Below are 24,065 nucleotides of genomic sequence, written 5' to 3'. Positions count from 1 at the left end.
TTTCTATTTTGTATAGTCTACTCCGAACCATTCAATTGATAATTCAGCTAAAGAACCATCGTCTATAATATTCTTTAATGCTGCATCTACTTTGTCTCTTAATTCTTTACCATCTTCATCTTTTCTAAATATAAAGTAAGTTGGATCTGCTGCTATTCTTTCTCCTACAGGTTCAACAGCCAATCCCTGAACCTTTGCTTTATCTCTTGCAACAATAGGATCATTTACTGTTGCATCAATTCTACCACTTACAAGATCCTGTAGAATTGTTTCAATACCTTGCTCATAGTAAACTATTGTTAAGATGTTGCCATTTGCTGTATTCCAATCTTCAACTAGTCTTGTGAAGGAATCTCCTACTGTAAGACCTATTTTCTTTCCTTCAAGGTCTTTTAAAGAATTTATTCCAGTCGTTCCTTGTCTAACAATGATTTCTGCAACACAAGTGAAGTATCTATTCTGAGTTAAGTAGTATTTAGCTTCTCTATCAGGGTTTGTGGTAATCTGGTTTGCTAGCATTTGAAACTTATTAGAATCTAAACCAACAAATAAGCTATCCCAAGGTGCTGCAACGAATTCAAATTTTAAACTACTATCTTGTTTTTCAAGTAGTCTTAAAACTTCTAAGTCATATCCTGTTAATTTTCCGTCTTTGTCTTCAAAACTAAATGGGTTATAAGTACCCATTGTACCTACTTTTATCGTTTCTGTTTTTTCAGTCTTATCTCCACTTACAACTTCTTTATTTTCAGTAGCGCAAGCGCTTAAAGCAAATGTTAATATTAATACTAGAATTATACTTAAGATACCTTTTTTATTTTTCATGTCTATCTTCCTCCAAAAATTATTGTCATTTTATTAGTGTTACATTTTATTTTTAATTGAGCATAAGGTTATTATCTTGTTAACAATCCCGCATCTAGTAGATATTGGCTTCCAGTTATATATCTTGCTTTATCACTTGCAAGGAATAATACCGAATTTGCCACATCTTCTACTTCAACCCAAGGTACTGGTATAAGGTTACCTGCAGACCTTTCGGCGATTTCTATTGGTGTAGATCCTTCCATTTCAGCTAAACCATCATTCATTGGTGTATTAACCCCAGTTGGATGAATTGTTAATACTCTCACTCCATGTGGAGCTAGTTCAATAGCTTGTGATTTAGCGAGTCCTACTAATGCATGTTTTGAAGCTGCATAGTGAGAAATACGATTCATTCCTCTTAAACCGGCAACTGATGAATTATATATAATAACTCCACTTTTTTGCTTTAAAAAATATGGAATTACATATTTTGATACTAGCCAGCTACCCTTTAGATTGATATCAATCATTGTATCCCATTCATTTTCTGTTAATTCATGGGATAGACCATAAGCACAGATACCTGCATTACTAAATAGGATATCAATTGTCCCAAAAGATTTCACACCATTTTCTACTGCATTTTGAACATCCTTAGCCTTTCTAACATCGCCTGCAAAGATTTCAATTTTACCTCCTAGTGCAATAACTTCTTCCTTTAGTACTTCAAGTTCTTCATTAGAAGATCTATTATAAGCTGGGTATTCAATCTTCTCTCCAAGATCAAAGGCAATAATATTTGCACCTTGTTTTGCAAATGCAAGTGCGACTCCTTTACCTTGCCCTTTTGCTGCTCCTGTTATAAATACTGTTTTATTTTCAAAATCTCTTGTCATGTCATTACCCCCTAGTATATGGAACTAAAATATCATCTAGTTCAACTTTTAAAGCTGTATTTATAAGATTTGTTGCGATCATCATGCTTCCAAAGGCTGTTAATAATACTATTTGCTCCTCTGTATATCTCTTTTTTAGTTTATCAAATAATTTATCTGGTATATTTCCTGGATCTTTTACTAAATACTGACCGTATTCAATAATATCGGACTCTTCTTCTGTAAATGAGAAGTTGTCAAAGTCTATATCTAAATCTTCTAAAATCTTACCAAAGAAAGTAGAGCAAATCAAACAGCTATTCTGTGTTGAAATTGCATAGCTATAGAAATTTACAGCTCTCTTACCTAAGAACTTTTCAACTTCTTCAGCTAGTGTATACCATTCCATTAATGTATGAAATGCTGGTAAGGAATGTAAAAGTGTCTTTTTCATGTTAGTAATTCTACCATGTCTCCTTATTTGATCATTAAATTGTTCTTTTACGTCTGGGGAAGCATTTTCATAATTTACTTGTGTAATATGTGCCATTTTGTTCGCTCCTTTAATTACATACTATTCATATATGTTTTATATATTTAACTCATTGTAATATCGTTTATTATATTTGTCAAAAAATTTTTTAATTATTATATTAAGTTTATACTTAGATGATTTGTACATTTAATCTGCACATAATAGCATCTTCACTATAAGAATTACAGATAGCTACAATGTATAGATAAAAAACAGAGTAGAAATAATTACATAGTGATTCTGTTTTACAAAGAATTTGTATAATATTAATAATAATTTATATATTAAATTCAACTATTACGTTAGTTCCCTTTCCAACTTCACTATGGATTTTAATAGTTCCTCCATGTACTTCTACCAATGCCTTTGTAATTGTAAGTCCAATACCGGTTCCCCCGGTTTGACGACTCCTTGATAAATCGCTTCTATAAAACCTTTCAAAAATATATTTTAAGTCTTCATTTGGGATTCCAATACCTGTGTCCTTTATAGTTATCTAAAATATATTTATTATTAACGCCAGAACAGGTAAACATATATAACAGATATATTATTATTTCTCTGTTGTTAAATAAATTATTAGAGTGATTCCTTCTGGTAAGTTCATAGTGAACTCCAACTCAGTCCACAAAAAAAGCATAATAGTACCTTGGCGGAAAACTATCCCTTCCACATAGACATTGTATACTCTTTTTTATTTTTTCAAAAAATATTGGTTTGAAGAATTACTGCCATTCTCCCGATAGCGTGATTCCTTTGTTAATAAACCGCAGTGTATTAAATCTGCTATGGCTCTTTTTACTGTACTCTTTGACAACGAAGTATCTTTTGCAATGGTTTTAATAGCCGGCCAACATTCTCCCTCTGCATTGCTTCTGTCTTTCAAATACATATAAACAATTTTTGCACGAGAAGGAAGTTCCTCTCGATATAAATTTCCAAAGAAACTCAAACTTCAACACCTCCCTATGTTCTTATCATTGTCTTGCGTTTAGAAATAGATTCTTTTGATTGCTCCATAGTAGTAGAATGTAACGTACCACCTCGTTTGCTTTCTTCTGCTGTTTCATCTTCTTCCTCTATTTCCAAAGCCATTGTTTGCCTCATAATGTTTTCTTCTAATTCCTCTTTATTAGCATAATAAACTTTACGATGTGATTTTTCTTCTGTTTCATATGGTTTTTCAAAGGTAATTCCCCAATCTAAAAACAATCTGAGTCTTGTTTTCATTGGATGTACACCTGTTTTCATCACTACAAAGTTACCTTTTGGAAGTGACTTGAGTTCATCTGCAGTAAGCAGTGGTCTTTCTATCATCTGTAAACTTTGTGATGGATCACTTTTCCCTCTACTGATACTTCCACTCATAACTGTTCTGCTACCAAGTGCTTTTGACAGTACCTGTGCAGTTTCAGAATTTGGAGCAAATCCTCCAAAGATTGTCAACTGACAATTATCAGTTATTATTTCGCTACCTTCCTTTCCATAATTTTTATCGAGCTGTGCAAAGGATTGAATAATCGGTATCACGGAAATTCTACGTGATCTACCTGCAGATAGCATCATTTCAAAAGATTCTATTTTAGGAATTGTTCCGATTTCATCTGCATAAATCATTACCCTATTAGGGAGCTTACCACCATTCTCGTCTGCCACAGTGAGCATTTCACGATATAACTGTTGTAAGAACAGTGATACCATAAAATACTTGGTGTTATCTTCCTCCGGGAGTATAAGAAAGATTGCAGACTTTTCTTTACAGAAAGTCTCCGCATCTATAGCAGTATCAAAACAAAGTATCTGCTCCATCTCGGAATCAAGAAAAGCATTAAGCCTAGAAAGCACTGTCGAAAGAACAGATGCCATTGCTTGTTCAGCAGAATTAAGAGCTGCTCCAGCAAACCACTTTGCCTTATGGTTAGGCGGAAGCTTATCCATCAATAATTGGAATTGACTTTTCCCTTTAATATTACTTGGTGCCATTAAATCTTGAACCATTTTAAAAACAGAAATAATGTGTCTTTTATCTACCACATGTCCATCCTCCTCTACTGGTGGAAGATATTCTGCAATTAAAAGAATCACCGCAGTAAGGAGTCCTTCGGCTGCATCATAGAAAAATGCATTTTGCCCCATCGCCGCATTATTTCCATCGGTTGAGATAATTGTTTTAGATATAATTTTTGCATATTTCTCGGCTTTTGCTTTTGCAGAAAAACTATTGTTATCTGCTCGGTATAAATCCATATATTTATTTACAAGATGCAAAAGATTATTTCCATCACTTCTTGTAGGGTTTCTTAAATCAATGACCGCAATATTGTATCCGTAATTCTCTTTTGCTATAGTTCCGTAATTTCTTGCAAGGTCACCCTTAGTATCAGTAGTAATAAAAGACATACCGCTTACGCAGGCATACTCAAGGTTTGGGTATAGAAAAAATGCTGTTTTTCCAACACCAGCAGCACCAATCATAAGGCAATGTACATCACCTGTGTCAATTAGTCCGGTAACAGATCCTTTATTTCCTTTACAGCCCACTACCAAGCCTTGTATCGCATTTCCTTTTTCATCTACAGGAAGATGCATTCCACTCCTCCAGGCTTTAACATCAAATGGAATGTGCTGATAAGTTTCTTCAATTTCTTTTTTTGTAGAAAATCTTGCAACACCATGTTGTCCATCTCCTACAGTCTTCGATTTAATTCCGTTTAGGGTATAATAATGAGCAAGCAAAGATAATCCTCCAATAACTGAAAACATAATAGCCGCAGCAGCCATTAACATATATACTTGTGAATTCATCTTACACGACCTTTCTATAAAATAAGGCACAGGAATATACCCTATGCCTCGTATGTTACGCCATTTTGAATGCCGGATTTTGGACTTGTTTTTGGTGTTCTAGTTCTAACCTGATAGTTGACTTTAAAAGTTCCAATGCTATCTTCTCATACTTTTTGGCAGTTAAAGCTTTATCTGATTCAGAAAAAATTCCATTTTGATTTTTGAATGTCGACAGTTCGGTTTCTACATCAAAAAGTGTTAAATAATACTTGCGCCTGTTTTGATATGCGCGAAACTCTTCACTCATTTTCTGAATAATTCCTTCCGAAGTCATAGTAATTCCAAGTTGTCTGAATTCTTTTAATGTAAGACATAAAAAAACAGCTGATGCCATTTTCATAGCTTCAGCCTGTAATACATTTGTTTTTTGAGTCTTTTGAAAAGCCTTTAAGCCATCCTCATACTTCAATTCAATCTTTTCTAATTCTTTTATAATTTTCAATATTTCATTACAAATTTCATCTTTTATAAGATGCTGTGGATGTTCTTCTGAAGGAATTGCAGTTAAATTTTGCCCTGCTTTCAAATCCTCATTCCAATCCTTTTGTTTGGAAAGTAATCTATTATAACCAACATTTTTTTCTTTCAACATATCTACTATTTTTTCACTTGCCTCAATTCCGGCAGTATCATGATCTAAGCATAAACTAACATGACTTAAATTAGGATTGATTTCAAGCATTTTAAATAATGCTTGCTCAGACACTCCACAAAGAGCAACATAGCTGTGCTTTTTCCAATCTTTATCTTTATGTATCGTAATAAAGGAAAGCATATCAATAGGTGCCTCAAATACATAGATTCTATCACTAATTCCGAGATAATGAAAACTATAACAAGGATTGCTACTGTTAATATTCCCTTTATAACTTTTTCCCTCTGTGTAAATACCTCTTTTATGGGCATGACAAGGAATACCATTTTCATCATAACCTACAAAAATGGCATTATGATACTCTTTGATTCTATCTTTTGATTGCTCTTTACTTTCATAGATGAGTTTTTCCTTTACAAAAAAGCTAACCACATCTCGATCAATGAGTCTGTGCTTAATCAAATAAGCAAACACTCTACGCATTTCATTGTTCTTAGGTGGTAATTCAAACGGTTTTCTGACTTCTTCTTTCTTCTTTACTATAGAATATACTTCTCCTTGTTCTCCGCCAAGTAGCATTGTTACTGCATCTGGGAAAGCTAATCCATAAAAACTCTGAACGAAATCAATAGCAAGACCACCTTCTTTTGTAGCATGGTCAAACCATTCGTTTCCTCGAATCGTAATACTATGATTACTTTTTAGTCTTTTTTCTCTGCCTGATGGAAGTAGTGTTTCACCCTGCATTCTTAGAAATTCTTCAAGATCAACACTATTTGCTTTTTCTTTTTGTTCCTTTGTAAAATGAATATATATACCCATATGCTTCCTCCTTATTGTTTTCTATTCCCAATACGATGAAATGCTGCCCTTTTGACAGGACAGCATTTCATATAAGGTTTAATATTCTGTTTTAAATTATATAAACTCTTTTTCTTAATAAAGTTTTTCTTCATAATGATATCCCTCATTTTTTGAATTTAGATATAAAAAACAGCCTTTCATTAATAGAATCGAAAGACTGCTTTTATTTAGAAATTTATAGGTTATTTTTATTAAAGAGTCATCCTCTCTTCATGATCATCTCTCTTATGTCCTTGAGCTATTTTCTTTCCTTTAAGCTTTCTAAGTAGTTTACTATCAATTTTTAATCCTACCTTAGATTTATTAAGCGGTATATTATCCTCAAATATTTTACTCATATGATGAAGCACTCGAGATGTACATAACCCTACTGATGGTTCTCGAAACTTATCTATGTTTTCAAGAAAAAATTTTGCATACTCATTTCCTTGCTCTGCCGATAGAGTAAAAAATTTTACTGCTGTTTCTTTATCTTTCGGAACATCCTTTCCAATCAGAAATAACTTTCCAAGAACATACTGAGCAAATTGATTTCCCTGTTCTGCTGACTTTGTAAGATACTCAATCGCTTTTTCGGTATCCTTGGGAATATCCACGCCCATCAAGTACAATTTTCCTAGCTGATAACTTGCCCATTCATTATTTTTTTCAGCTGATTGCGTTATAAATGCAATTGCTTTATTTATATCCTTTGTAACTTCTTCATCTTTTAAATAAATCATTCCTAACTTATATGCTGCAAACTCATTATCTTGTTCAGCCAATAAAGTTAATAATGTTATTGCTTTATTAATATCTTTCGCGGTATGTTTACCCTCCAGATAAATTCTACCGAGAGAGTATTGTGCGAACTTATTCCCACTGTTTGAAGCTATATGCATATAATCAATTGCTTTTTTCACTTCTTCATTAGTTGGTTTATCTTCTTCAAGTATTATCTTAGCTAATGAATAACAGGCAAAAATGTTTCCAAATTTTGCAGACTTACCAAAATACTCTTTTGCTTTTGCAATATCTCTATTTGTACCAATTCCATTTTGAAGCATCCATCCCAACCTGTATTGTATCTTATCATCACAACCTTGCTTTTCTAATTTTTCAAAACCTACAAAGGCTTTTTCAAAATAATGATTACTTTCATTTGCATCTTTATCAATACCAGTACCGTCACGATACATTTTAGCAACTTCAAAATCTGCATAAGGAAACCCTTGATTTGCTGATTTTAAATACAATGAAAAGGATGTTTGAAAATTTTGTTCCACTCCTTGCCCACGGTAATATAAACCACCAAGAGAATACTGAGCATACTTATATTTCTTTTCTGCAGATAAATTAAACCAATAAGCTGCTGTTTTTAAGTCTTTCTCTGTTCCAAGACCTTGCGCATACATCTTTCCAATACGATACTCTGTATATTCCCATGCTTTTTGTGATTCAACTTTTTGAAATCTAGAAAGAGCCTTTTTATAATAATTATTAGCTTTGTCCATATCGATTTCTACACCAAGACCATCCGAATAGATTCTACCAATATCAAACATCGCAAGAGCATTACCTTTTACTGATTCTTCCGTAAATAATTCTAGTGTTACTTTAAAATTCTGTTCTATTTCATCTGTACCAAACAAATACTCACGAGCCATTTTATACTCGTTAGTCCATTTCACATAAATGTGTCCTGTATCTAACCCGTCAGCATTGTTATCTTCCATTACCTCAAAATCTACAGTATCTTCAACAACTTCAGGGTTATCTGATTCTGCAAAATCATTGTTATAAAGAAAGGTATCAATATTCTCAATTTCAACAAAACTAATTTCTCCTTTGCTAAGTTTATCTGCCTCAGCAATAATTATATTTTTTATGGATTTAAATTCCTTCTGCTTTGATAATGGTAGTGGCTCTGAAGGTTCATCCATATAACTGTTCAGCACTTCGTTTCGCATTTCATACCACAGTTCATAAGCTTTAGACACTTTTTCTTCTTTGGAAAGTTCATCTGCAATTTCATCAACAATTGCTTTCACACTTGGTTGCAAATATCCATACACTCTTTTGCCTTTGGTATGTTTCAACCTCTCTGTCAAATTTAAAAATAATTTCTCTATTTGTGTATTCTGAATCGTTCCTATTTTCATCTCCTGAATAAGCTGTAAAAGCATTTCTTTACTCTCGGCTTTTACCCTATCTCGTCTTTGGCTCTGTTCAGCATAAATTAATTGCATCTCATTTTTGAAGATATTTTTTACAAGACCTGACTTCATTTTTTCAATGCCCTTTTTCGTTAGATATCCATCTATCGGGTTAACGGAATAGCAAATCATATGAATATGTGGATGGTGACTCTCATTATGAAAAGCTGCATACCACCTAAAGTTTTCAACAGGAATTTTCATACTTTCCGCAATCTCTGGTGCATAATAGGATAACATATTGTGCCAGGCTTCAGCGTTATCAAATCCTGTACGTATGGCATCATCTCGCCTTAATGAAATTATGGGAGTCCACACATTTCCTGTGTGATTAGCAACTTCTTCTGAAATTCTGCTTAGTACAATTTCATCATCGCCACCTGTAAACAAGCCATGCGTACCCATTCTTTCAACCCTTGGCCGGTTTGCAATATAATCGACATAGTTTTCTCGCTTATTAATTTTATCAAGGTTTTGTTCTAATGCAATTGAAATAAAATCCGATGCATTTTCAATGGTTCTGTTCTTAACATAATCTTCGTATTCAAATATGTTTTTGGTATTTGGAAATTCATTTATAATCTGATTTATAAGCTTCTCTTGCTTTTGAGTAAAAGGAAGATTTTTATTTTCCACAGTTAATTTTTTCACACCATTTCTGGTAGCCATATAAGTTACAAGATTGGATAGATGAGCTGAAGTTTTTTTCGTTCCACTTTTTAAGTACGGGCACTTCAGAATAATTCTTGCCATTTAAATCTTCCTTTCTGCTTTTATTCCACAATGCCTTGTTGAAATTTCACCGCATCCTCCATGTTGATTTTTCCTCTTGTCTTTTTCACTTCATTTATACATCTGCCACGAAGTTTTCTCAAATCATCATCACTAATTTCAAGACCTGCGGCAAGAATATTCATCATCATTGACATTTCAACAGATAAGCGAAAGAGATTACTTGAATTTCTGTTTTCTGTTTCTCTTAAAGTCCCTTGTATTGCAGATACTAAAACTTTTGAAAGATATCCTGTCGTATTTTCACTTGCCAGATATCCCATATAAAATTGCAGTGCTTTTTCTATGAATTCACTGCGACTTTTGGCATTATCCGTTTCAAGCATAGAATCCATTTGTTCAATGGTTTCCGGATAAAGCCATACTGCAGTTCTATCCTTTGCTTTATGCTGAATTTGTTTCATTTCATCACTCCAATTCCTTTAATATTGTATTTGATCACCTCTTAGACCACTTTCAAGCCTTGTAACAATGCATTTTTACATTATTACGACCACCTACTTGTCCCAAAACAGCTTTTTCGACCACCTAACGTAATTGAGAGAAACGCTCGGCACTGCCGGGCGATGTGGTCGAGAGGAGGTCGCGTGCGACCACCTCTCTTTATCCTGCACCAAAATCAATAGGGGGGTTCACTTACATTTTAGGCTCATATTTCTCCTAAAATCTAAGTATCTTAATGCTAAATCTGCTCTATTCATAAATCTCGGCAAATTCGCCCACAAATCGTTTTATCTATCGTTAATGATAACTTGTGCCACTCTCGTCCATACAATCCCACACAGGGGCAAATATCGCCCCAAAAATGGTTTTATTCCTGTTGTGTAGATTCAGAAGTAGCTGCACCAGTATTTTTAGCTACTTTTCTTGTCGTTTTAGCTTTACTTTCTTCCTCATTCTTTTCATCAATATATTCTCTAACATTGACTGGCACATGCTTCTCATAAAGCTTTTGTAGCTGTTCTGATAATTCATCTTGTACATCAATCTCTTTCTTCTCCATATATTTCTTAATTGCTCTTAACTTTTCAGCCTCAAGACTTACGCTAATAGTATCTTTTTTCATTCAAACATGCCTCCTTCATTTTATTAACTTTTTATGGTTTCCATTGCAAAAACAGAAAAGGAATAGTCACTACATACTCATGACCATTCCCTGATTTTCATCCTCTGTCTGCTCTTGAGACTCTTCAATTTCTTCTGCATTTGTAGTTTCTGTAGGAACTTCTGCCTGTTCACTTTGCACCCTTTCAGTCCTTCTTCTTCCACGATTAGAGGTAGTTCTTGGAGTAACTTCTGATGACCTTTCACTAATAGGGGCCGTTGTTTCCGTCTGGTTCTCCTGTTCATTATCATTTCTCTCTAGATATCTTCTAGTAGATGATGGAACATATTTTTCGTAGATACTACTAATATGTTTTTGCAATTCTCCCTCTACAGTCAGATCCTTTTCGTTCATATAAAACCTTAATGCTTCTAACTTTTCTTTTTGAAAAGTTATCTGTAAAGTTGCTTTTTCGGTTGATATACTCATACCTTTCCCTCCTTAAAAATTAAATCCAATAAACTCCATCCTTGGTTGTGCCTCTGGTTCTTCTCCAGTAAATTCTTGAATCTTTCCAAATTCTTGTGTGTATTTTTCTATTTGCTCATCTCTCAAGGATACAAATTCTCCATCTTGGCTATCCCCTACAATAAAAAAAGGACCAGCAATGATGTCATTACCAACCCTTCGATTTAGTTCCATCCCATTTAATTTTCCTTCTTCATTACATACTAAAATACAATTATCATCTAAATAAATACATTCAAATAATCCCTCAACCTCTCCTTGAATACCCTCCAAGTCATTAGCTATTTCTTTTTCATAAGGTAAGTTTTGTGGCTCAATCTTTATGATACGAATTGTCTTTTCTATATTATCCATTCTCTCATCCTCCTACATATTCATGTTTTGACTTGGTTTTATTTCTTCGTCTAAGTTACTACAATAGTCAAGATATATTGTCATGTCAAAGCAGTCATCGAGTACTTCAATTTCTGCGATTTCATCTCTGCTTGTTAGTTCATCTAAGAGTAAAGTTCCAATACCATTGTTTTCTTTTACAACTATTCCATAGGATTCTTCTATCTCATCAAAATAAATAGCCCAACTACCATTTGAAGTATTTTCAGCAGATTCCTTAATTATTTGCTCTGCAACAATAGAAATTTGCTTATCTATATACGGCTTAATGTTTGGCATAAATGCAACATATCTTGGATAATCATATCCTTGACTATCAATTAAAATCCCATCTCCACTTTCTATATTTAGTGCAAGCAGTCCATGGATTTGTCCTGTTGAATCTATATACATTTCTTCTTTTCTATCTGCAATAAAGATTCTGTCATCTAATAGATTGTTGCTAAATTCCTCAAATTCATTTTCATCCATTACTTCAATTCCATTAATCACACATACTTGTGCATCAAAAGCTGAAATCTTTCGTTCAAATATTGCTTTTGTAGTTAGCATAAGCTCCTCCTCTCATTTTAAAATATGCGGTCTGCCATACAGAACCTGTTTGTTTGAATCAAATAAATCTCTGTATACCACCTGTCCTTTCGAGTATGCGGCATCTATTACCTTTCCATTTCCAGCATAGACTCCTACATGTGTAATGTTCATAAATCTGCCGTTTGGCTTGTGACTCCAAAATACTAAATCTCCAGGAACTAAATCTTCTTTTGAAACAGTAAGATTATTATTAACACAAAATCTTCCTTGCTCTGCGGCAGTTCCAGGTATGATGATTCCAATCTGCCTATAGCTCCACATGGTCAAATAACTGCAATCAGTATAATTTCCTTGTCCTCTTCTTTCTTGTGAATAGGGGTCTCCAAGCCTTGTCATAGCAAGCTTTACTATCTCTGTTCCATTCTCTCCTACTGGTAAATCATGATACAACTTCTCTAATTCTTCTGGAGTAATGCTATGTGTCCAATCTCCCCATTCCCCAGAAGCATCTCCTTCACTTGGTGCTGGAACTCCATACTTAATTCGGTAATAGATTTCATTAGCATTGGCCATATCTTCATAAGTAGTTGCCTTTCCCATATTTGTTTCAATATTTGTATAGATTTCTGGGAGAGTATCAATTGGTATCGCTACTAGATATGTTTCTTCCACTTCATTTCCGTCTGCATCAATTATGGTTCTTGTCCGTTCCTCATAAATGACAAAGCAGTCAATATATTTACCTTGATCTACACCTGATGGCTGGTCAGAGGCGAAATACAGAGAATAAAAAATAGCCTTAACCCTTATAGAGTCCAGACTATCTCCATCTTCCATTTGACCATTTACATCCTCTATTCTTTCATCAAGTATTGTAAAGCTGTTACGCATTTCTTCTATCTGACCTCGATATTCTTCAGGAATATTTTCTGATATAGCACCTCCATAAAAGGACAATTCAATTGCTGTATTGTTATGATTTGCTGTTCCTGAAAGCAATCCACAGATAATAACAATGATTAAGATAAATAGAGATAGGATAGCTGCAATAGTCCACCCAATACCTTTCCTCAGCCTTTCATCTGATAATACTGATATAGCTGCTTTTGCAATAAGTCCTATGGTTGTAGGGTCTGCCATTTAATATCACCACCATTTCATCCCGAATAAGCTTCCCTGTTCTGCTTTTTCCTCCATACTATTTTCTATCCTACCTATAGTTTTATCTACTGCGTTCTGTATAATATCTGTATCAAATCCTGCATCCATATATCCTTCTTCAATGGATGTTTTGTAACGTTCTGATGGTATTCCAAGTTCATGACCAGGTGTCATCACATAAACCATTGCTGAAACAGTACTGCCATTTAACACAATCTCCATGTTTTCCTTTTCATAAAAATTAGGGTATCCTTCATACCTATCTAGTGATTTCTCATCTTCTGGTTGGATTCCCCACAACAGAACAGGAACTCTACTTCCCTCACAAGGTTCAATGGTTGCTACTGCACTATATCTTGAACCACGAAATACAAGCTCATAATCCTTTATTTCTGATGCTCCAATGACTCTTGCAGTAGGGCATCGTTGTTTCATTTGTGATAGATTTAAATTACTTCCATATGCGATATATAATATTTCTAGTCCTAACTCATTTAATTTATTATTTTTCATCCTGACCTCCTACTGATTCATAGACATAGTAAAAGCAGGAGATTCTACCTCCTGCTCATCTATTTCCATATCATTATTTTGTGTTTCTATTGTTTCTTCTTGTGGATTCGAAAGCTCAACTTCTCTCTTTTTCCTTAACCTTTCTTTCTGTGCTTCTGCCTGTTCAGGTGACTTCCATGCAATATTTCCTTCTAAATGGTCAAGGAGATGTTTCCTTGCTGTTTTAAATTCATCTCCTATTAAACCAAGTCTTAATAGCCATACTCTGAATGTATATTTTTCATTTTCTGATACAGTTTTTATTGGACTTGCTGACCTTTGGTTGTAGGCTTGAGCTGTAATAGCCATACAAAATTGCAGATATGCTTTCATCTTCCCAGCATGTAGGGAACCATTAAAGGCTCGAAACTCAATCGTTCCCTTTTGAAAGACAGAATGAAGATTCAAGCAATGGTATCTACTATCATGATAATGCTGGTGACTGCCATCACTACCTTTGTACCATAACTTTTGAATTCCACTCTTTGTTTTTGGTTTCTGTTTATTTAACTTCTCTAAAAAATCTGTATCTATCTTTTTGCAATACCGTCTTTCCCTATCTGAATCCACCTGTAATGCCTTGTATATCATATTTTCTTTTGCAGCCACAATATTAACAAGATTTCTTAATTGGTAGGCTTCAAAAGGTGCCGCATTAATGTGAATATGGATTCCACAGGACTTATTACTAAAAGCTCCAGCCTCTCTAAGTTTACGCACCATCTCCTGTATCTTTTCGATATCTCCATACTTACAAATAGGACTAACAAGTTCAACACTGTATTCTCTGTCAGCTATTTGCTTTCTATTTCTCACTTTTTTCTGACAGCTAATACTACCATCACTTACAAATTTCCACTTTCGGTTTTCATTATCCCTTACACTATAAGTGTCATAACCACCACCTTCATGTTCAGCTATCTCATTGAGATATTCGGCAACTACTTCAGCAGCTCTTCTTCTTGTTATGCCTGTCATCTCAATTTCAATTCCAAAGTTCTGATCTCTTAAATCCACAGCCTCACCACCTTACCATTGCTTTTTTGCTTCGATGATGTCCTCAGCTTTTTTAAATCCTGCATACCTAGAAGCAGTGACAATATATTCTGTAAGTCTTTCATTTCTCCAAGAGTCTATCAGCTGTCCACGGCATATATCATGGAGTTCATTTATCTTTAGTATAGTGCTTTCAATAATTCTAGATGCTTGCGTGGATTCTCCACCAGATAGCTTTAGCTTATTAATATATTCATTGAGTATATGGTCAAATTCTTCAATATGCCCCTCATCATAATGGTTATATGCTAGGAAGGGATTTTCATATTTTTCACCATTAATGCAATACTTTATTTGCTCCAATAATCTTGGCCTATTCTTTGTTTCTGCCTTTAAATACTGTTCCATAAAACAAAGCAAGTCATTATCCCTGTTTGGAGTATATCTAATGCATACCCTCAAATCATCTATAATGCCTTGCTTTTGTTCTCTATAGGATTCAATTTTTTCTTGTTTATTTACCCATTCAGCACTTTCAGTAGTCACTACCTCCCACCTGCCTTTCCAAATAACTTTTCTTTATATGCTGGAGCATGGACAGCTAAATTATAACGCTCATTACCACATTTATATAAGCACACCCCTCGCTGTGGAAATTTAATAAGATTATATTCTGATTCTTCAAGCTGTAAGGTATCCATATAAAACTGCTTATCAATATTTCCTGCATTAAATAAAAAAGCGTGTGCTGGGATAGAAAACAGCGGTTTCGTCAGCTCCTTAATGCCTTCAATATTGAAGTCCTCAAGGTTTTGACTGCTAAGTATTACCGCAGATTCTTTCTTTCGCACTCGCTTCATAAAATTACGGATATATTCTATTGCAGTAAGATTAGTAAGGAATAAATACAATTCATCAATTCCAGCTGCAGTATTTCCTTCCGTTAATAGTTTATCTGACATAAAGGATAACACATTAAATAGCAATGCATTCTTTACATTTTTACTGGCCTGCAATAACCCTTTTACACCAAATACAATAAATCGATTGGAAGTTATATTGGTATGTCCATTGAAGAACTTACTTTCTGCACCTTGACACATAGAATGAAGTCCAAGCAAGATTTCTTGTAGTAATTCTACTGTGTAAAGCTGATATTTCCCCTTGTCATAGCTTTTATATTCTTCCTCTATTAATGTATAAAGGTCTGAAAGGATAGGATAATCAACAGATTCTAATCGGCTGAAATTTGTACTGTCATTGATGTTACATTTGGTATAGAGTTTGCCAAGCATAATTTCAATGACATCAATATGCTTATCATCAAAATCTTTATAACATCTGAAGAAGTCTTTTAAAAAGCTAATGTGCTGACTTAGTTTGGTTGCTTGTCTAAATGCAAGAGGAGCATCTTTGTCTTGTGGACTTCCTCCCTCATCCCAAGTCTTTGGTTCTAGTGGATTTATCATATACTCTCCACTCATTAAATCTACAAAACATCCACCTATATTTTCTGCAAGTTCCACATACTCATGCTCTGGATCTAAGCATATAACATTCTTTCCTGATTCTAAGATATTGCATAATATTAGCTTTAATAAATAGCTTTTTCCTTGTCCTGAATTACCGAGAATAAGGATACAAGGATTTGTTTTATCATCATCTCTTTTATCAAAATCTACGAGAATATTAGAACCAAATTTATCTCTACCTAAATAAAATCCGTTGCTATCGGTCTTGCCTGAATAATTAAAGGGATATAGATTTGCAACTGAGGATGCTGGAAGTACTCTTTCATATTGACTACCAAATACATTTCTGCCTGTCGGACCAACACACAAAAAGCCTTGCTGTTGTCGTAGTATAAGTCTATCTACACTTAACTTAGAACGAACAAGCTCTGTTAATACATCGGTCTGTAGTAGTTTCAAGCTGTCATAATCACTTGCAGTAAGTTCAATATATACTGCACAATGAAGGAGTGGTTCTCTGTTCCTATGCATTGCCGATACAAGGGTGACAACATCTTGTAAATTGCTTTCTGCTGTTACGGTCTGCTGTAAATCATTTGTATTTGCCGTATTCATCCTGTTTTTATTGACTGCATTATGAATGATTTTCTTTTCCTCGTTTGAAGTTACTTGTCTTGTATAGATTCTAAGGGTAACCCCATCTTTTTCTCCTAAATGACGAAGGATTGCTTGTTCACTAGTACTTGTGGGGTATTCACGAAGTGCCCATACGCATCTATAGGTGTTGCCACAGATAAAATGATCTGTATTGAATTTAATGATGGATGGAGCAATCATATCTACAAAGGTTTTTATTTTTCCATCTTCAGTGATTGGTAATTTCTTTTTTACCATGATATCTACTTACCTCTCTTTCTTTTTTTACATTAAAAAAAGCCCTACATTTTTAGTGCAAGGCTTGGTTATATTAATTATTTATCAGTAGTTCAAACTGGAGTTTGTACACCATCTACTACTAATGATTTTAAATAAAGAAAAAGCGCTCTGCCAGAGCATAACGCCTTCCGCATGAACGCAAGATAAATAAATCTATTTATCTAGTATTCGCTACGCAGAGAGTTTGCTGTCCACCCAATCAATAAAACAATTTAAAAAGTAATCAACAGCATAGACCGCCAAATCCTTTGCAGGTTTTTTTGCACATTGTAAAGAATGGGTCACTGCAATCTGAAGCTGTTTCTTTGCCTCAGCTTTCAAATCCATTTTCTGCTGAGCAACAACAATTTCTGTGTTTTCATTTGTCATAAAAGTAGCCACCTTTCTATAAATCATGGTGCCAGATACTATGTCTGGCTCTCAAAACCACAATTCAGTAGCATATGCCAAATCACACTACTCTCTATTAAAAATATATCACAAAAACCAGTAACTAACAATACAGCAGAATCACACTATGTTACTATTCTTAATATCATCCAATATTCTAATCAAAGAAATTTTCATATTTATATTGCTTAAATAAATTAGTAATTTCTTTACTTATAAGATTTTCTACTCCTAAGCATTTGAACATTTTTCTATAAAAATCCTCAAGTACATAATTGGGTTCATAAACTGAATCTGGCGAACTTTCTTTATTTACGATAAATGCATATTTGAAATTGCCATCAACTATCGGAATTAACGATATTAACCACTCAAGAACTGGTTTTACCCCTTTATTGAATGCAATCAATAAAACTTCATCTTTCATTTCTCTTATTTCCTCATTTGCACATATAACAACATATTTCATGCTCAAATAATTTTTACCCTTTCTAACTTTAGATTCCTTTTTTAATTCCTCTAAAATACCTTTAAACTTCTCACTATTTTTTCGTTGATAATCATTCTTGAATTGAAAGCCCTCTTGAATTTCAATCACATCATCTAAATCCACAAAAATATCTTTACTTCCAGGGCAATAATCCTTAATAATTGTCGATTGATGAATAACCCTATTTCTATATTCACATACAAATCGATACCATTTTTTTTGTTGATAATAGTGCTCCGTTATTTTCTTTAACGGTGGGTCGTAGCTATTAACAAATTCTTTATAGCTGAATATAGAATTGACATAATTCAGCAAGAACTTATTAATCTTCCAAAATTCTTCGGTTTCATCAATTGAAACATTAACAAGTTCACTAGCACAAGATTCAATAATTCTATACATATCAACTAAATAAATAAATTTGTCCAATGCTTTTGACTGGGATATGAACTCATATTCAAATGTATCACTATACGAAACCTGTCCCGGAATCAATATAGGATTATTCGGATTATCACAAAATTCTAAAACAAACATACTACCACCACCTAATTCAAATTCTGTCACTAGGTGCTACCACACCTGATGACATTTATTATACCGTTTGGTGATCTAATCAGCTACTTCTTTCTCCCTCTTCTTCTTTACTTTCTGCTCTAGAATTTCTCCCATGGATATTAGTATTATAAACCTTCTACATGTCAGTATCTTTGCTAATTGTACAGTTATACCTGAACCAAAGCTTAATTTCTTCGGCTTTGTCAATGCGAGAAATTAGGCGTAACTGCTGCTTATCGAAAACAAAAAGGAAAGTGAATATTAAGATATATAATCGTGCCTGTATATGTTTCAAGTTCAAGGAGTATTGCACTGATTTCTTCACAAATATTATACTCTCCATTATTCTGTTGGAGGAATAGGAGGTATCACAGTAAATATATTTTTTAGTTCTCCAATCGTTCCTGCTTTTTCCCACTGCGTCATTCCCGCTTTCCACACTAAAATGTCTGAAGTTAATTGTCCATCATTAGCCATTTGAGTTAATGTGGTAAAGTCAAACGGCCCAGTTGCTTGACCATTTACAGCAACATGATAAGCTGTTGACGGAATCGGTGGAGGAACTGCTCCTGGTGTAGACTGAGTGTTTGTACCTGACATCATATTATTCATCGTTCCAGCTATGTTTTGACCTATAGCACCCCCGACTGCCATTCCTGCCATCATTGCGGCAGGATTGAAACCAGCACCACCTTCTCCGAGGTCAACTCCCCCGGCGCCGTTCGATCCCATTTGTCCCAACGCCTCAGCACCTGCAACACCCACTTGAGTCTGTGCCTCCGTCTGATATGCTGCAAAATTGGCAGTTTGCGTCTTCTTATGTTGCTCATATTGCCCCTCGTCACGTTGAATACGCAAGGTTTCCTGATAATTCTCAGCTTCGATACGCTGTTTGTCGTGGATATTTTTAATGCCTGCGTCCGTCTGAGCCTGTACAGTTGCAGTAGTAAGCTCTTTTGTGACTGCCATAAGCTGCGCATAGCCACCGCTCGATTTATCCAGCTCGATTGCCCCAATATCAACCCCCGAAACAGCAACTCCGAAGTTTTCTTTCAACCTTTCAGCAATGTCATATTCAATGACATCATTAATTTGGGCGGTCTTAGTCTCAATCTGGACTAATGGGATACTATTCGCTGATGGAGCATTTGCAACAGTATCTTTCACGTAACGGGTTACAGCATCCCGAATCTGCTTCTGAAAGTTATCAAGATTGAAACTGTTAAGTCTATGCAGTTTTATAAATTCCCGATAATCATCAATTTTGAAGCTAATTGTACCTCTGACAGCAACCGGAACACCAAAGTCATCGAAACGTGGATCATAGACATCGAAGAAAGGCACTCCGAATTTAACCTGAATGATACGGGCCAAATTGATGAAATAGACCTCTGCCTGAAAGGGCGTGCCGCCGTTATATGCCAACCCAATTATGCTTGCGATGACCGGAAAATTGTCTGTTTTGGTGATCCCATCGTAAGGCCCTTCAATGAAATCCTGTTTTGTTCCGTCTGGCTGATTATAAACAAATACAGCAACCTCTCCGTCCTTAACCCGGAGAGATGATCCCCAACGAATAGCATTTTCCCTGTTGTTATTACCCTGCTGTGAACCAGCAGGGTGCCATTTCCAAATTAAGTATGAAGGTTCGTCGCAACGAATTTCGTCCATGAATCCACTGGTTTTAAGTTTCCCAAATAAGCTCATATTTAATCTCCTTTCACCACATTATCTTTAGATAATACCCTGATTCTTCTCCGTTTGTGGTACAATCACATTTATTTATACTTTCTTTGATAGTATCCAACTTGGGTTGCATACCATCCTTAAGCCTATAACAAACCCCACTACTATCCCTGCATTAGATGACGAATCATACTATTCTTCTGCTTCTTCCGCGGGTGGAGTATAATACAGTTCAACACCGTGTTTCTCTGCTTCATGTAGGATTTCCTCGATTAGATATCTCTGGCGAACATCCCAGTAACTATCACGTTCCTTATTATAGCCATTATATTCCATCAATTCAGCATTCATCAATGCACGTTTGTATTCGCCTTTTCCCAATGCGTCATCGATTTCAATAACAATAGACTCTAATCTTGTTTCTTCCTTCTTGTAATCATTTTTTTGGTCGTTAGCTATTAAGATAAAGGGCCCAAAAATAAATAGTAAAATAAGTCCAATAAATCCAATCAAGTATATGATATTTTTCTTTTTATGTTTCTTTGCGTCAATATGATACGAGTTATACAAATCCTGTATTTTTGAGAAATCAGGATCGTCGATGTATGTATTTTTTGCTTTTGCGTACACTTGTTTTATTTTGGAGTCCCACGCCTTCGATATAGCTTTCTCAGTTACCTTACCATCTCCTATTAATGTGGATGTATATATATTAGAAGTCGCGAGAATCATAAATTCCAGCATATCCTCTTTAGTATTTGGAAAAGAAAAATTCTGGATGAGATTTATTTTTTGCTGGTCTGTTTTTGAAATCTCCAGTAGATGCCTATAATTAAACATCCCTGCTGGTTTCGTATGTTCTCTGTGAGCCTCTATCGCCTCCAGTTTAACTGCAAATTCCCTAACGGCACTGGTGGTTTTCGTACCTCGCAATTCAAATCCACAGGACGGACAATTGGTCACAAACGACTTTAAGATTTCACCGCAGTTTGGACATTTATAACTTTTTCCAGCGTATTCTTGCTGCCGTTGACTTTCGTGATTAGAAGATGTCTCATGAGTAGGAACACCGCATTTTTGGCAGAATTTAGCACCGTCAATTACTTTCTCTCCGCAATTATTACAAAATATCACAATAACACCTCCACTATTTAACTTGATATGGATTAGGCTTAAAAGATAACCGAATAATATCGACAAGCCAACCTATTCCAAATAACCCTAAAGTGAATAGGTATATTAGTCCTATAATCAATTTTCCTTCATAGAATTTATGTGCCCCTAACCACCCCAAGAAAATACATAGCAACAACGACACCCATTTATTTTTCCAAGTGCCATTCATCGTCTTTGCTCTATAAACGACTACGTTGAGATCCTCACTTGATCCTTTAGTAGCTATATTCTTGAAATGATATCCACACCCTAAACAATAAAACATATCTTCAGACATTAACTCGCCGCAACTGGGGCACTGTTTATGAACCGACTGGTTATTAAAACAAGAAAACGGATTATCTTGTTCTATGCGAGAAGTACATGTACCACACTCTGGGCAAAACTCAAATTCCTCGCTCAATTCCCTGCCACAATTTGTGCAAAATGACATTATCCCATTCCTCCAACATAGTTTATTTTTCTTGGACAGCTTTCATTAGCTTTTGAGGATTTCTTCTTAGCTACCACAGTTCTTTATTATGTCCTATCTTAAATATTGCACGGTTAGTTTTTATAAACTGATCGATTTCGCCCTTGGTGAATCCTTGTAGTTTCAAATATTGTTTCAATGATCGGATAGCTGATTTCCTCTTTTCCCAAACAAGGCAATCCTCAACATCCTCCATTCTAATTCTCCACTGCTCACTGAATATACGTAGAATTTCCTTGTCATCAACATTTGCCTCGTAAAGAGAATCAATGGTATTTTCGATTCCAATTTCAATCGCATCAGAAAATGCTATCTCTCCAACTTGATTAAGACTATCACCATAAATTTCAAAAGCTAAATCACCTAAAAACCCGCTTCCCAACTTCAAAAACTCCAATATGTCATCTTTTTTGATTTTTGAAGTCCATATCGTTCCCTTCTCTCAGCACAAAAGTACTAACTTAACCAATGTCTGTTCGTACAGCATCACAAATATCGCCTATATTACAGTCTAAATACTCGCATATACGTAAAAGGACAGAAAGAGCTACTTCCTCATTTCGACGAAGCTTCGTCATCGTTCCAGAAGCAATATTCAAATCCTTTCTGAGTGTGGCAGGTGAGATGTCTTTTTCAATGAGCATTATCCATAATTTCTTGTAGCTTATCTTCACGACATACACCCCTTGTATTCAAATTATATTTTTCCCTTTTATTATAATCATTAAATGTCATGATGTCAATGTTATTTAGCAAAATCAAGGATAATAATCTCAAGTTCTTGACGCATCATGCTAAGATATAGTTTTTAAATACTGAATTATAAAATGAATTTCTGATTACGTACATCTACTCACTAAATCTGTAGTGTTATCTCTTATCACTCAATTTTGCTGTTTCTTTTATTGCAGCATTATGACCAGTAAATGGAGCAAAAGGAGCAAACTAAGCAACTCTATCACCGACTGCCATCTAAGGTCAAATAAACTTACAGATTATTAACATTTACACATCCCCAAATACCACCCACCTCTCTCCATCATAATCTTCATATCTTTCCGTAGTTACATTCTGCTCATAATAAACACCAAGAAGTCTTTTTATATCCAAATTATCAGCTCTTCTAGTAGTAAATCCTTGGTCTTTTAAGCTCTTTTCAATCCTTGAAAGATAAGGAAATACATCTGATTCTTTTTCATTCTTAAGCCTAATAATAATTAGAAACTCACGAGCTGTAGCCATCTGAACTTGCATCCTATCAAGATTGGTACTGTCTTGCTGTAGTAGTTGCCGAATAACAGGATTTTGCTCTGTATCCATTCTTCTTTTTAAATACTGCTTGTTATCATCAAAGTTTTCTTTTGAATTAAGGCAAAGCATTTCAATTTCAGCAATCCCCTTAAGTACTGTCATAAGCGCATAGATCCTTGCACTTACACTTGATTCAGACAATACAGATATATTGGTTGGATGAATAATAAAATACACTAGCTCTCCATATGGAGTCTTTAGACTATAATCTGTGATTTCATCAATACCAATCAGTTCTCTAGTAGATTGCTTTTGTCTTTCTTTCTGTTTCTGTTTTCTTCCCAATTTTATAACCTCCATTCAAATACCTGTTGCTTTAAAAGAAAAAAGACACAGGCATAACGAATGAAATTCAGTATGCTTGTGTCTTCAAATTGTATAGTTAAAAAGCTATATACTGCTGTTATTACAATAGGTGGCATAAATCCAAGCTGTGCTAAGGAAAATACAGAAATAAGAAGACCGATTCCAATAATTCCTATATCTTTTAATTCCCATAGCCATAATGTTGCTTTGGCCTTTAAATTATCAGGATACATATACACTGTTATTCCTCCGTTTCTTCCTTAAATTTTCTTAAAAAACAAGCAATCCCCTGCATAATAAAATCTACACATGGGATTGCTACACTATTACCTAATGCCTTATATCTTGCACTATCGGATGACTTTTCTATTATAGTCCACCCATCTGGAAAGCCTTGAAGTCTTTCACATTCAAGTGGTGTTAGTCTGCGTACAAGATTCTTAGTAGTTACAAGGTTTTCACTTCCTCCTCCATTATCTCCACCCTCTGCTCGGAGTGTTGCACAACCTTCTTTGTAATTACCAAATTCTGATTGTCCAAACGTCATTT

27 protein-coding genes and 1 pseudogene are annotated in these 24,065 nt (G+C 34.8%); all 28 read right to left on the bottom strand.

The window, feature by feature from the left end:
- Positions 1–3: 3 nt before the first annotated feature.
- A complete protein-coding gene (locus RT412_RS02525) occupies positions 4–825 on the bottom strand; it encodes a transporter substrate-binding domain-containing protein (protein WP_313339961.1) in 822 nt (273 codons plus the stop codon).
- Positions 826–896: 71 nt separating this feature from the next.
- The gene (locus tag RT412_RS02520; protein ID WP_313339959.1) at positions 897–1,703 is read right to left on the bottom strand and encodes an SDR family oxidoreductase; all 807 of its coding nucleotides are present in this window, start codon (positions 1,701–1,703) and stop codon (positions 897–899) included.
- 4 nt (positions 1,704–1,707) lie between these two features.
- Positions 1,708–2,232 carry a hypothetical protein gene (locus RT412_RS02515; protein ID WP_313339957.1) on the bottom strand — a complete coding sequence of 175 codons (525 nt, stop codon included), beginning with the start codon at positions 2,230–2,232 and terminating at the stop codon, positions 1,708–1,710.
- 262 nt (positions 2,233–2,494) lie between these two features.
- Positions 2,495–2,713 (bottom strand): annotated as a pseudogene (locus tag RT412_RS02510) (sensor histidine kinase); the annotation flags it as partial.
- Positions 2,714–2,911: 198 nt separating this feature from the next.
- Positions 2,912–3,169, bottom strand: coding sequence for a helix-turn-helix domain-containing protein (locus tag RT412_RS02505; protein ID WP_312578930.1), 258 nt, complete (start codon positions 3,167–3,169; stop codon positions 2,912–2,914).
- Positions 3,170–3,183: 14 nt separating this feature from the next.
- On the bottom strand, positions 3,184–5,022 hold the full coding sequence (locus RT412_RS02500) for a VirD4-like conjugal transfer protein, CD1115 family (protein WP_313339956.1): 1,839 nt from the start codon (positions 5,020–5,022) through the stop codon (positions 3,184–3,186).
- 55 nt (positions 5,023–5,077) lie between these two features.
- A complete protein-coding gene (locus RT412_RS02495; RefSeq protein WP_313339954.1) occupies positions 5,078–6,481 on the bottom strand; it encodes a DUF3991 and toprim domain-containing protein in 1,404 nt (467 codons plus the stop codon).
- Positions 6,482–6,714: 233 nt separating this feature from the next.
- Positions 6,715–9,471 (bottom strand): MobP3 family relaxase, encoded by a 2,757-nt coding sequence (gene mobP3, locus RT412_RS02490; RefSeq protein ID WP_313339952.1) that lies wholly within the window; start codon positions 9,469–9,471, stop codon positions 6,715–6,717.
- Between the two features lie 20 nt (positions 9,472–9,491).
- Positions 9,492–9,914, bottom strand: a complete 423-nt coding sequence (locus RT412_RS02485; RefSeq protein WP_312578852.1) for a hypothetical protein — start codon at positions 9,912–9,914, stop codon at positions 9,492–9,494.
- Between the two features lie 407 nt (positions 9,915–10,321).
- Entirely contained in the window at positions 10,322–10,576 is a 255-nt protein-coding gene (locus tag RT412_RS02480; RefSeq protein ID WP_313339951.1) for a DUF6103 family protein, read from the bottom strand.
- 69 nt (positions 10,577–10,645) lie between these two features.
- On the bottom strand, positions 10,646–11,044 hold the full coding sequence (locus RT412_RS02475; protein ID WP_313339950.1) for a DUF6103 family protein: 399 nt from the start codon (positions 11,042–11,044) through the stop codon (positions 10,646–10,648).
- 12 nt (positions 11,045–11,056) lie between these two features.
- Entirely contained in the window at positions 11,057–11,437 is a 381-nt protein-coding gene (locus tag RT412_RS02470) for a DUF3846 domain-containing protein (RefSeq protein WP_313339949.1), read from the bottom strand.
- A 12-nt stretch (positions 11,438–11,449) separates the two neighbouring features.
- Positions 11,450–12,028 (bottom strand): DUF6329 domain-containing protein, encoded by a 579-nt coding sequence (locus tag RT412_RS02465; protein WP_313339947.1) that lies wholly within the window; start codon positions 12,026–12,028, stop codon positions 11,450–11,452.
- Positions 12,029–12,040: 12 nt separating this feature from the next.
- Positions 12,041–13,150, bottom strand: coding sequence for a C40 family peptidase (locus RT412_RS02460; protein ID WP_313339945.1), 1,110 nt, complete (start codon positions 13,148–13,150; stop codon positions 12,041–12,043).
- A gap of 6 nt (positions 13,151–13,156) precedes the next feature.
- Positions 13,157–13,684, bottom strand: coding sequence for a gamma-glutamylcyclotransferase family protein (locus RT412_RS02455; protein WP_312216773.1), 528 nt, complete (start codon positions 13,682–13,684; stop codon positions 13,157–13,159).
- Between the two features lie 9 nt (positions 13,685–13,693).
- Complete coding sequence (locus RT412_RS02450) at positions 13,694–14,740, bottom strand: amidoligase family protein (RefSeq protein ID WP_313339943.1); 1,047 nt, start codon at positions 14,738–14,740, stop codon at positions 13,694–13,696.
- A gap of 12 nt (positions 14,741–14,752) precedes the next feature.
- Positions 14,753–15,265, bottom strand: a complete 513-nt coding sequence (locus tag RT412_RS02445; protein ID WP_313339941.1) for a hypothetical protein — start codon at positions 15,263–15,265, stop codon at positions 14,753–14,755.
- Positions 15,265–17,085 carry a helicase HerA domain-containing protein gene (locus RT412_RS02440; RefSeq protein WP_313339940.1) on the bottom strand — a complete coding sequence of 607 codons (1,821 nt, stop codon included), beginning with the start codon at positions 17,083–17,085 and terminating at the stop codon, positions 15,265–15,267. The genes RT412_RS02445 and RT412_RS02440 overlap by 1 nt, the downstream gene beginning before the upstream one ends.
- Positions 17,086–17,298: 213 nt before the next feature.
- Positions 17,299–17,496 carry a hypothetical protein gene (locus tag RT412_RS02435; RefSeq protein ID WP_313339939.1) on the bottom strand — a complete coding sequence of 66 codons (198 nt, stop codon included), beginning with the start codon at positions 17,494–17,496 and terminating at the stop codon, positions 17,299–17,301.
- Between the two features lie 178 nt (positions 17,497–17,674).
- The gene (locus RT412_RS02430; protein ID WP_313339937.1) at positions 17,675–18,544 is read right to left on the bottom strand and encodes a hypothetical protein; all 870 of its coding nucleotides are present in this window, start codon (positions 18,542–18,544) and stop codon (positions 17,675–17,677) included.
- A 363-nt stretch (positions 18,545–18,907) separates the two neighbouring features.
- Positions 18,908–20,272: an SPFH domain-containing protein gene (locus RT412_RS02425; protein WP_313339935.1), complete on the bottom strand. Its 1,365-nt coding sequence runs from the start codon at positions 20,270–20,272 to the stop codon at positions 18,908–18,910.
- A gap of 171 nt (positions 20,273–20,443) precedes the next feature.
- The gene (locus RT412_RS02420; RefSeq protein WP_313339933.1) at positions 20,444–21,385 is read right to left on the bottom strand and encodes a zinc ribbon domain-containing protein; all 942 of its coding nucleotides are present in this window, start codon (positions 21,383–21,385) and stop codon (positions 20,444–20,446) included.
- 13 nt (positions 21,386–21,398) lie between these two features.
- A complete protein-coding gene (locus RT412_RS17150) occupies positions 21,399–21,860 on the bottom strand; it encodes a TM2 domain-containing protein (RefSeq protein WP_313370459.1) in 462 nt (153 codons plus the stop codon).
- Positions 21,861–21,930: 70 nt separating this feature from the next.
- Complete coding sequence (locus RT412_RS02410; protein WP_313413089.1) at positions 21,931–22,281, bottom strand: hypothetical protein; 351 nt, start codon at positions 22,279–22,281, stop codon at positions 21,931–21,933.
- A gap of 79 nt (positions 22,282–22,360) precedes the next feature.
- Positions 22,361–22,573 (bottom strand): helix-turn-helix transcriptional regulator, encoded by a 213-nt coding sequence (locus tag RT412_RS02405; protein ID WP_313339929.1) that lies wholly within the window; start codon positions 22,571–22,573, stop codon positions 22,361–22,363.
- Positions 22,574–22,904: 331 nt separating this feature from the next.
- Positions 22,905–23,495, bottom strand: coding sequence for a hypothetical protein (locus tag RT412_RS02400; RefSeq protein WP_398438754.1), 591 nt, complete (start codon positions 23,493–23,495; stop codon positions 22,905–22,907).
- A gap of 2 nt (positions 23,496–23,497) precedes the next feature.
- Positions 23,498–23,755 (bottom strand): hypothetical protein, encoded by a 258-nt coding sequence (locus tag RT412_RS02395; protein WP_313339925.1) that lies wholly within the window; start codon positions 23,753–23,755, stop codon positions 23,498–23,500.
- Positions 23,756–23,757: 2 nt separating this feature from the next.
- Entirely contained in the window at positions 23,758–24,063 is a 306-nt protein-coding gene (locus tag RT412_RS17145) for a DNA cytosine methyltransferase (protein WP_398438766.1), read from the bottom strand.
- Positions 24,064–24,065: the final 2 nt, after the last annotated feature.

It is taken from the genome of Sedimentibacter sp. (genome assembly GCF_032080165.1).
In the GTDB taxonomy this organism is placed as follows: domain Bacteria; phylum Bacillota; class Clostridia; order Tissierellales; family Sedimentibacteraceae; genus Sedimentibacter.
This window is presented reverse-complemented; position numbering and strand designations above follow the sequence as displayed.

Coding starts and splice junctions, on each gene's coding strand:
- RT412_RS17145 (WP_398438766.1), bottom strand. CDS start 24,063: ATGACGTTTGGACAATCAGAATTTGGTAATTACAAAGAAGGTTGTGCA.
- RT412_RS02425 (WP_313339935.1), bottom strand. CDS start 20,272: ATGAGCTTATTTGGGAAACTTAAAACCAGTGGATTCATGGACGAAATT.
- RT412_RS02520 (WP_313339959.1), bottom strand. CDS start 1,703: ATGACAAGAGATTTTGAAAATAAAACAGTATTTATAACAGGAGCAGCA.
- RT412_RS02470 (WP_313339949.1), bottom strand. CDS start 11,437: ATGGATAATATAGAAAAGACAATTCGTATCATAAAGATTGAGCCACAA.
- RT412_RS17150 (WP_313370459.1), bottom strand. CDS start 21,860: ATGTCATTTTGCACAAATTGTGGCAGGGAATTGAGCGAGGAATTTGAG.
- RT412_RS02475 (WP_313339950.1), bottom strand. CDS start 11,044: ATGAGTATATCAACCGAAAAAGCAACTTTACAGATAACTTTTCAAAAA.
- RT412_RS02500 (WP_313339956.1), bottom strand. CDS start 5,022: ATGAATTCACAAGTATATATGTTAATGGCTGCTGCGGCTATTATGTTT.
- mobP3 (WP_313339952.1), bottom strand. CDS start 9,471: ATGGCAAGAATTATTCTGAAGTGCCCGTACTTAAAAAGTGGAACGAAA.
- RT412_RS02460 (WP_313339945.1), bottom strand. CDS start 13,150: ATGGCAGACCCTACAACCATAGGACTTATTGCAAAAGCAGCTATATCA.
- RT412_RS02440 (WP_313339940.1), bottom strand. CDS start 17,085: ATGGTAAAAAAGAAATTACCAATCACTGAAGATGGAAAAATAAAAACC.
- RT412_RS02485 (WP_312578852.1), bottom strand. CDS start 9,914: ATGAAACAAATTCAGCATAAAGCAAAGGATAGAACTGCAGTATGGCTT.
- RT412_RS02435 (WP_313339939.1), bottom strand. CDS start 17,496: ATGACAAATGAAAACACAGAAATTGTTGTTGCTCAGCAGAAAATGGAT.
- RT412_RS02455 (WP_312216773.1), bottom strand. CDS start 13,684: ATGAAAAATAATAAATTAAATGAGTTAGGACTAGAAATATTATATATC.
- RT412_RS02465 (WP_313339947.1), bottom strand. CDS start 12,028: ATGCTAACTACAAAAGCAATATTTGAACGAAAGATTTCAGCTTTTGAT.
- RT412_RS02515 (WP_313339957.1), bottom strand. CDS start 2,232: ATGGCACATATTACACAAGTAAATTATGAAAATGCTTCCCCAGACGTA.
- RT412_RS02430 (WP_313339937.1), bottom strand. CDS start 18,544: ATGTTTGTTTTAGAATTTTGTGATAATCCGAATAATCCTATATTGATT.
- RT412_RS02495 (WP_313339954.1), bottom strand. CDS start 6,481: ATGGGTATATATATTCATTTTACAAAGGAACAAAAAGAAAAAGCAAAT.
- RT412_RS02525 (WP_313339961.1), bottom strand. CDS start 825: ATGAAAAATAAAAAAGGTATCTTAAGTATAATTCTAGTATTAATATTA.
- RT412_RS02480 (WP_313339951.1), bottom strand. CDS start 10,576: ATGAAAAAAGATACTATTAGCGTAAGTCTTGAGGCTGAAAAGTTAAGA.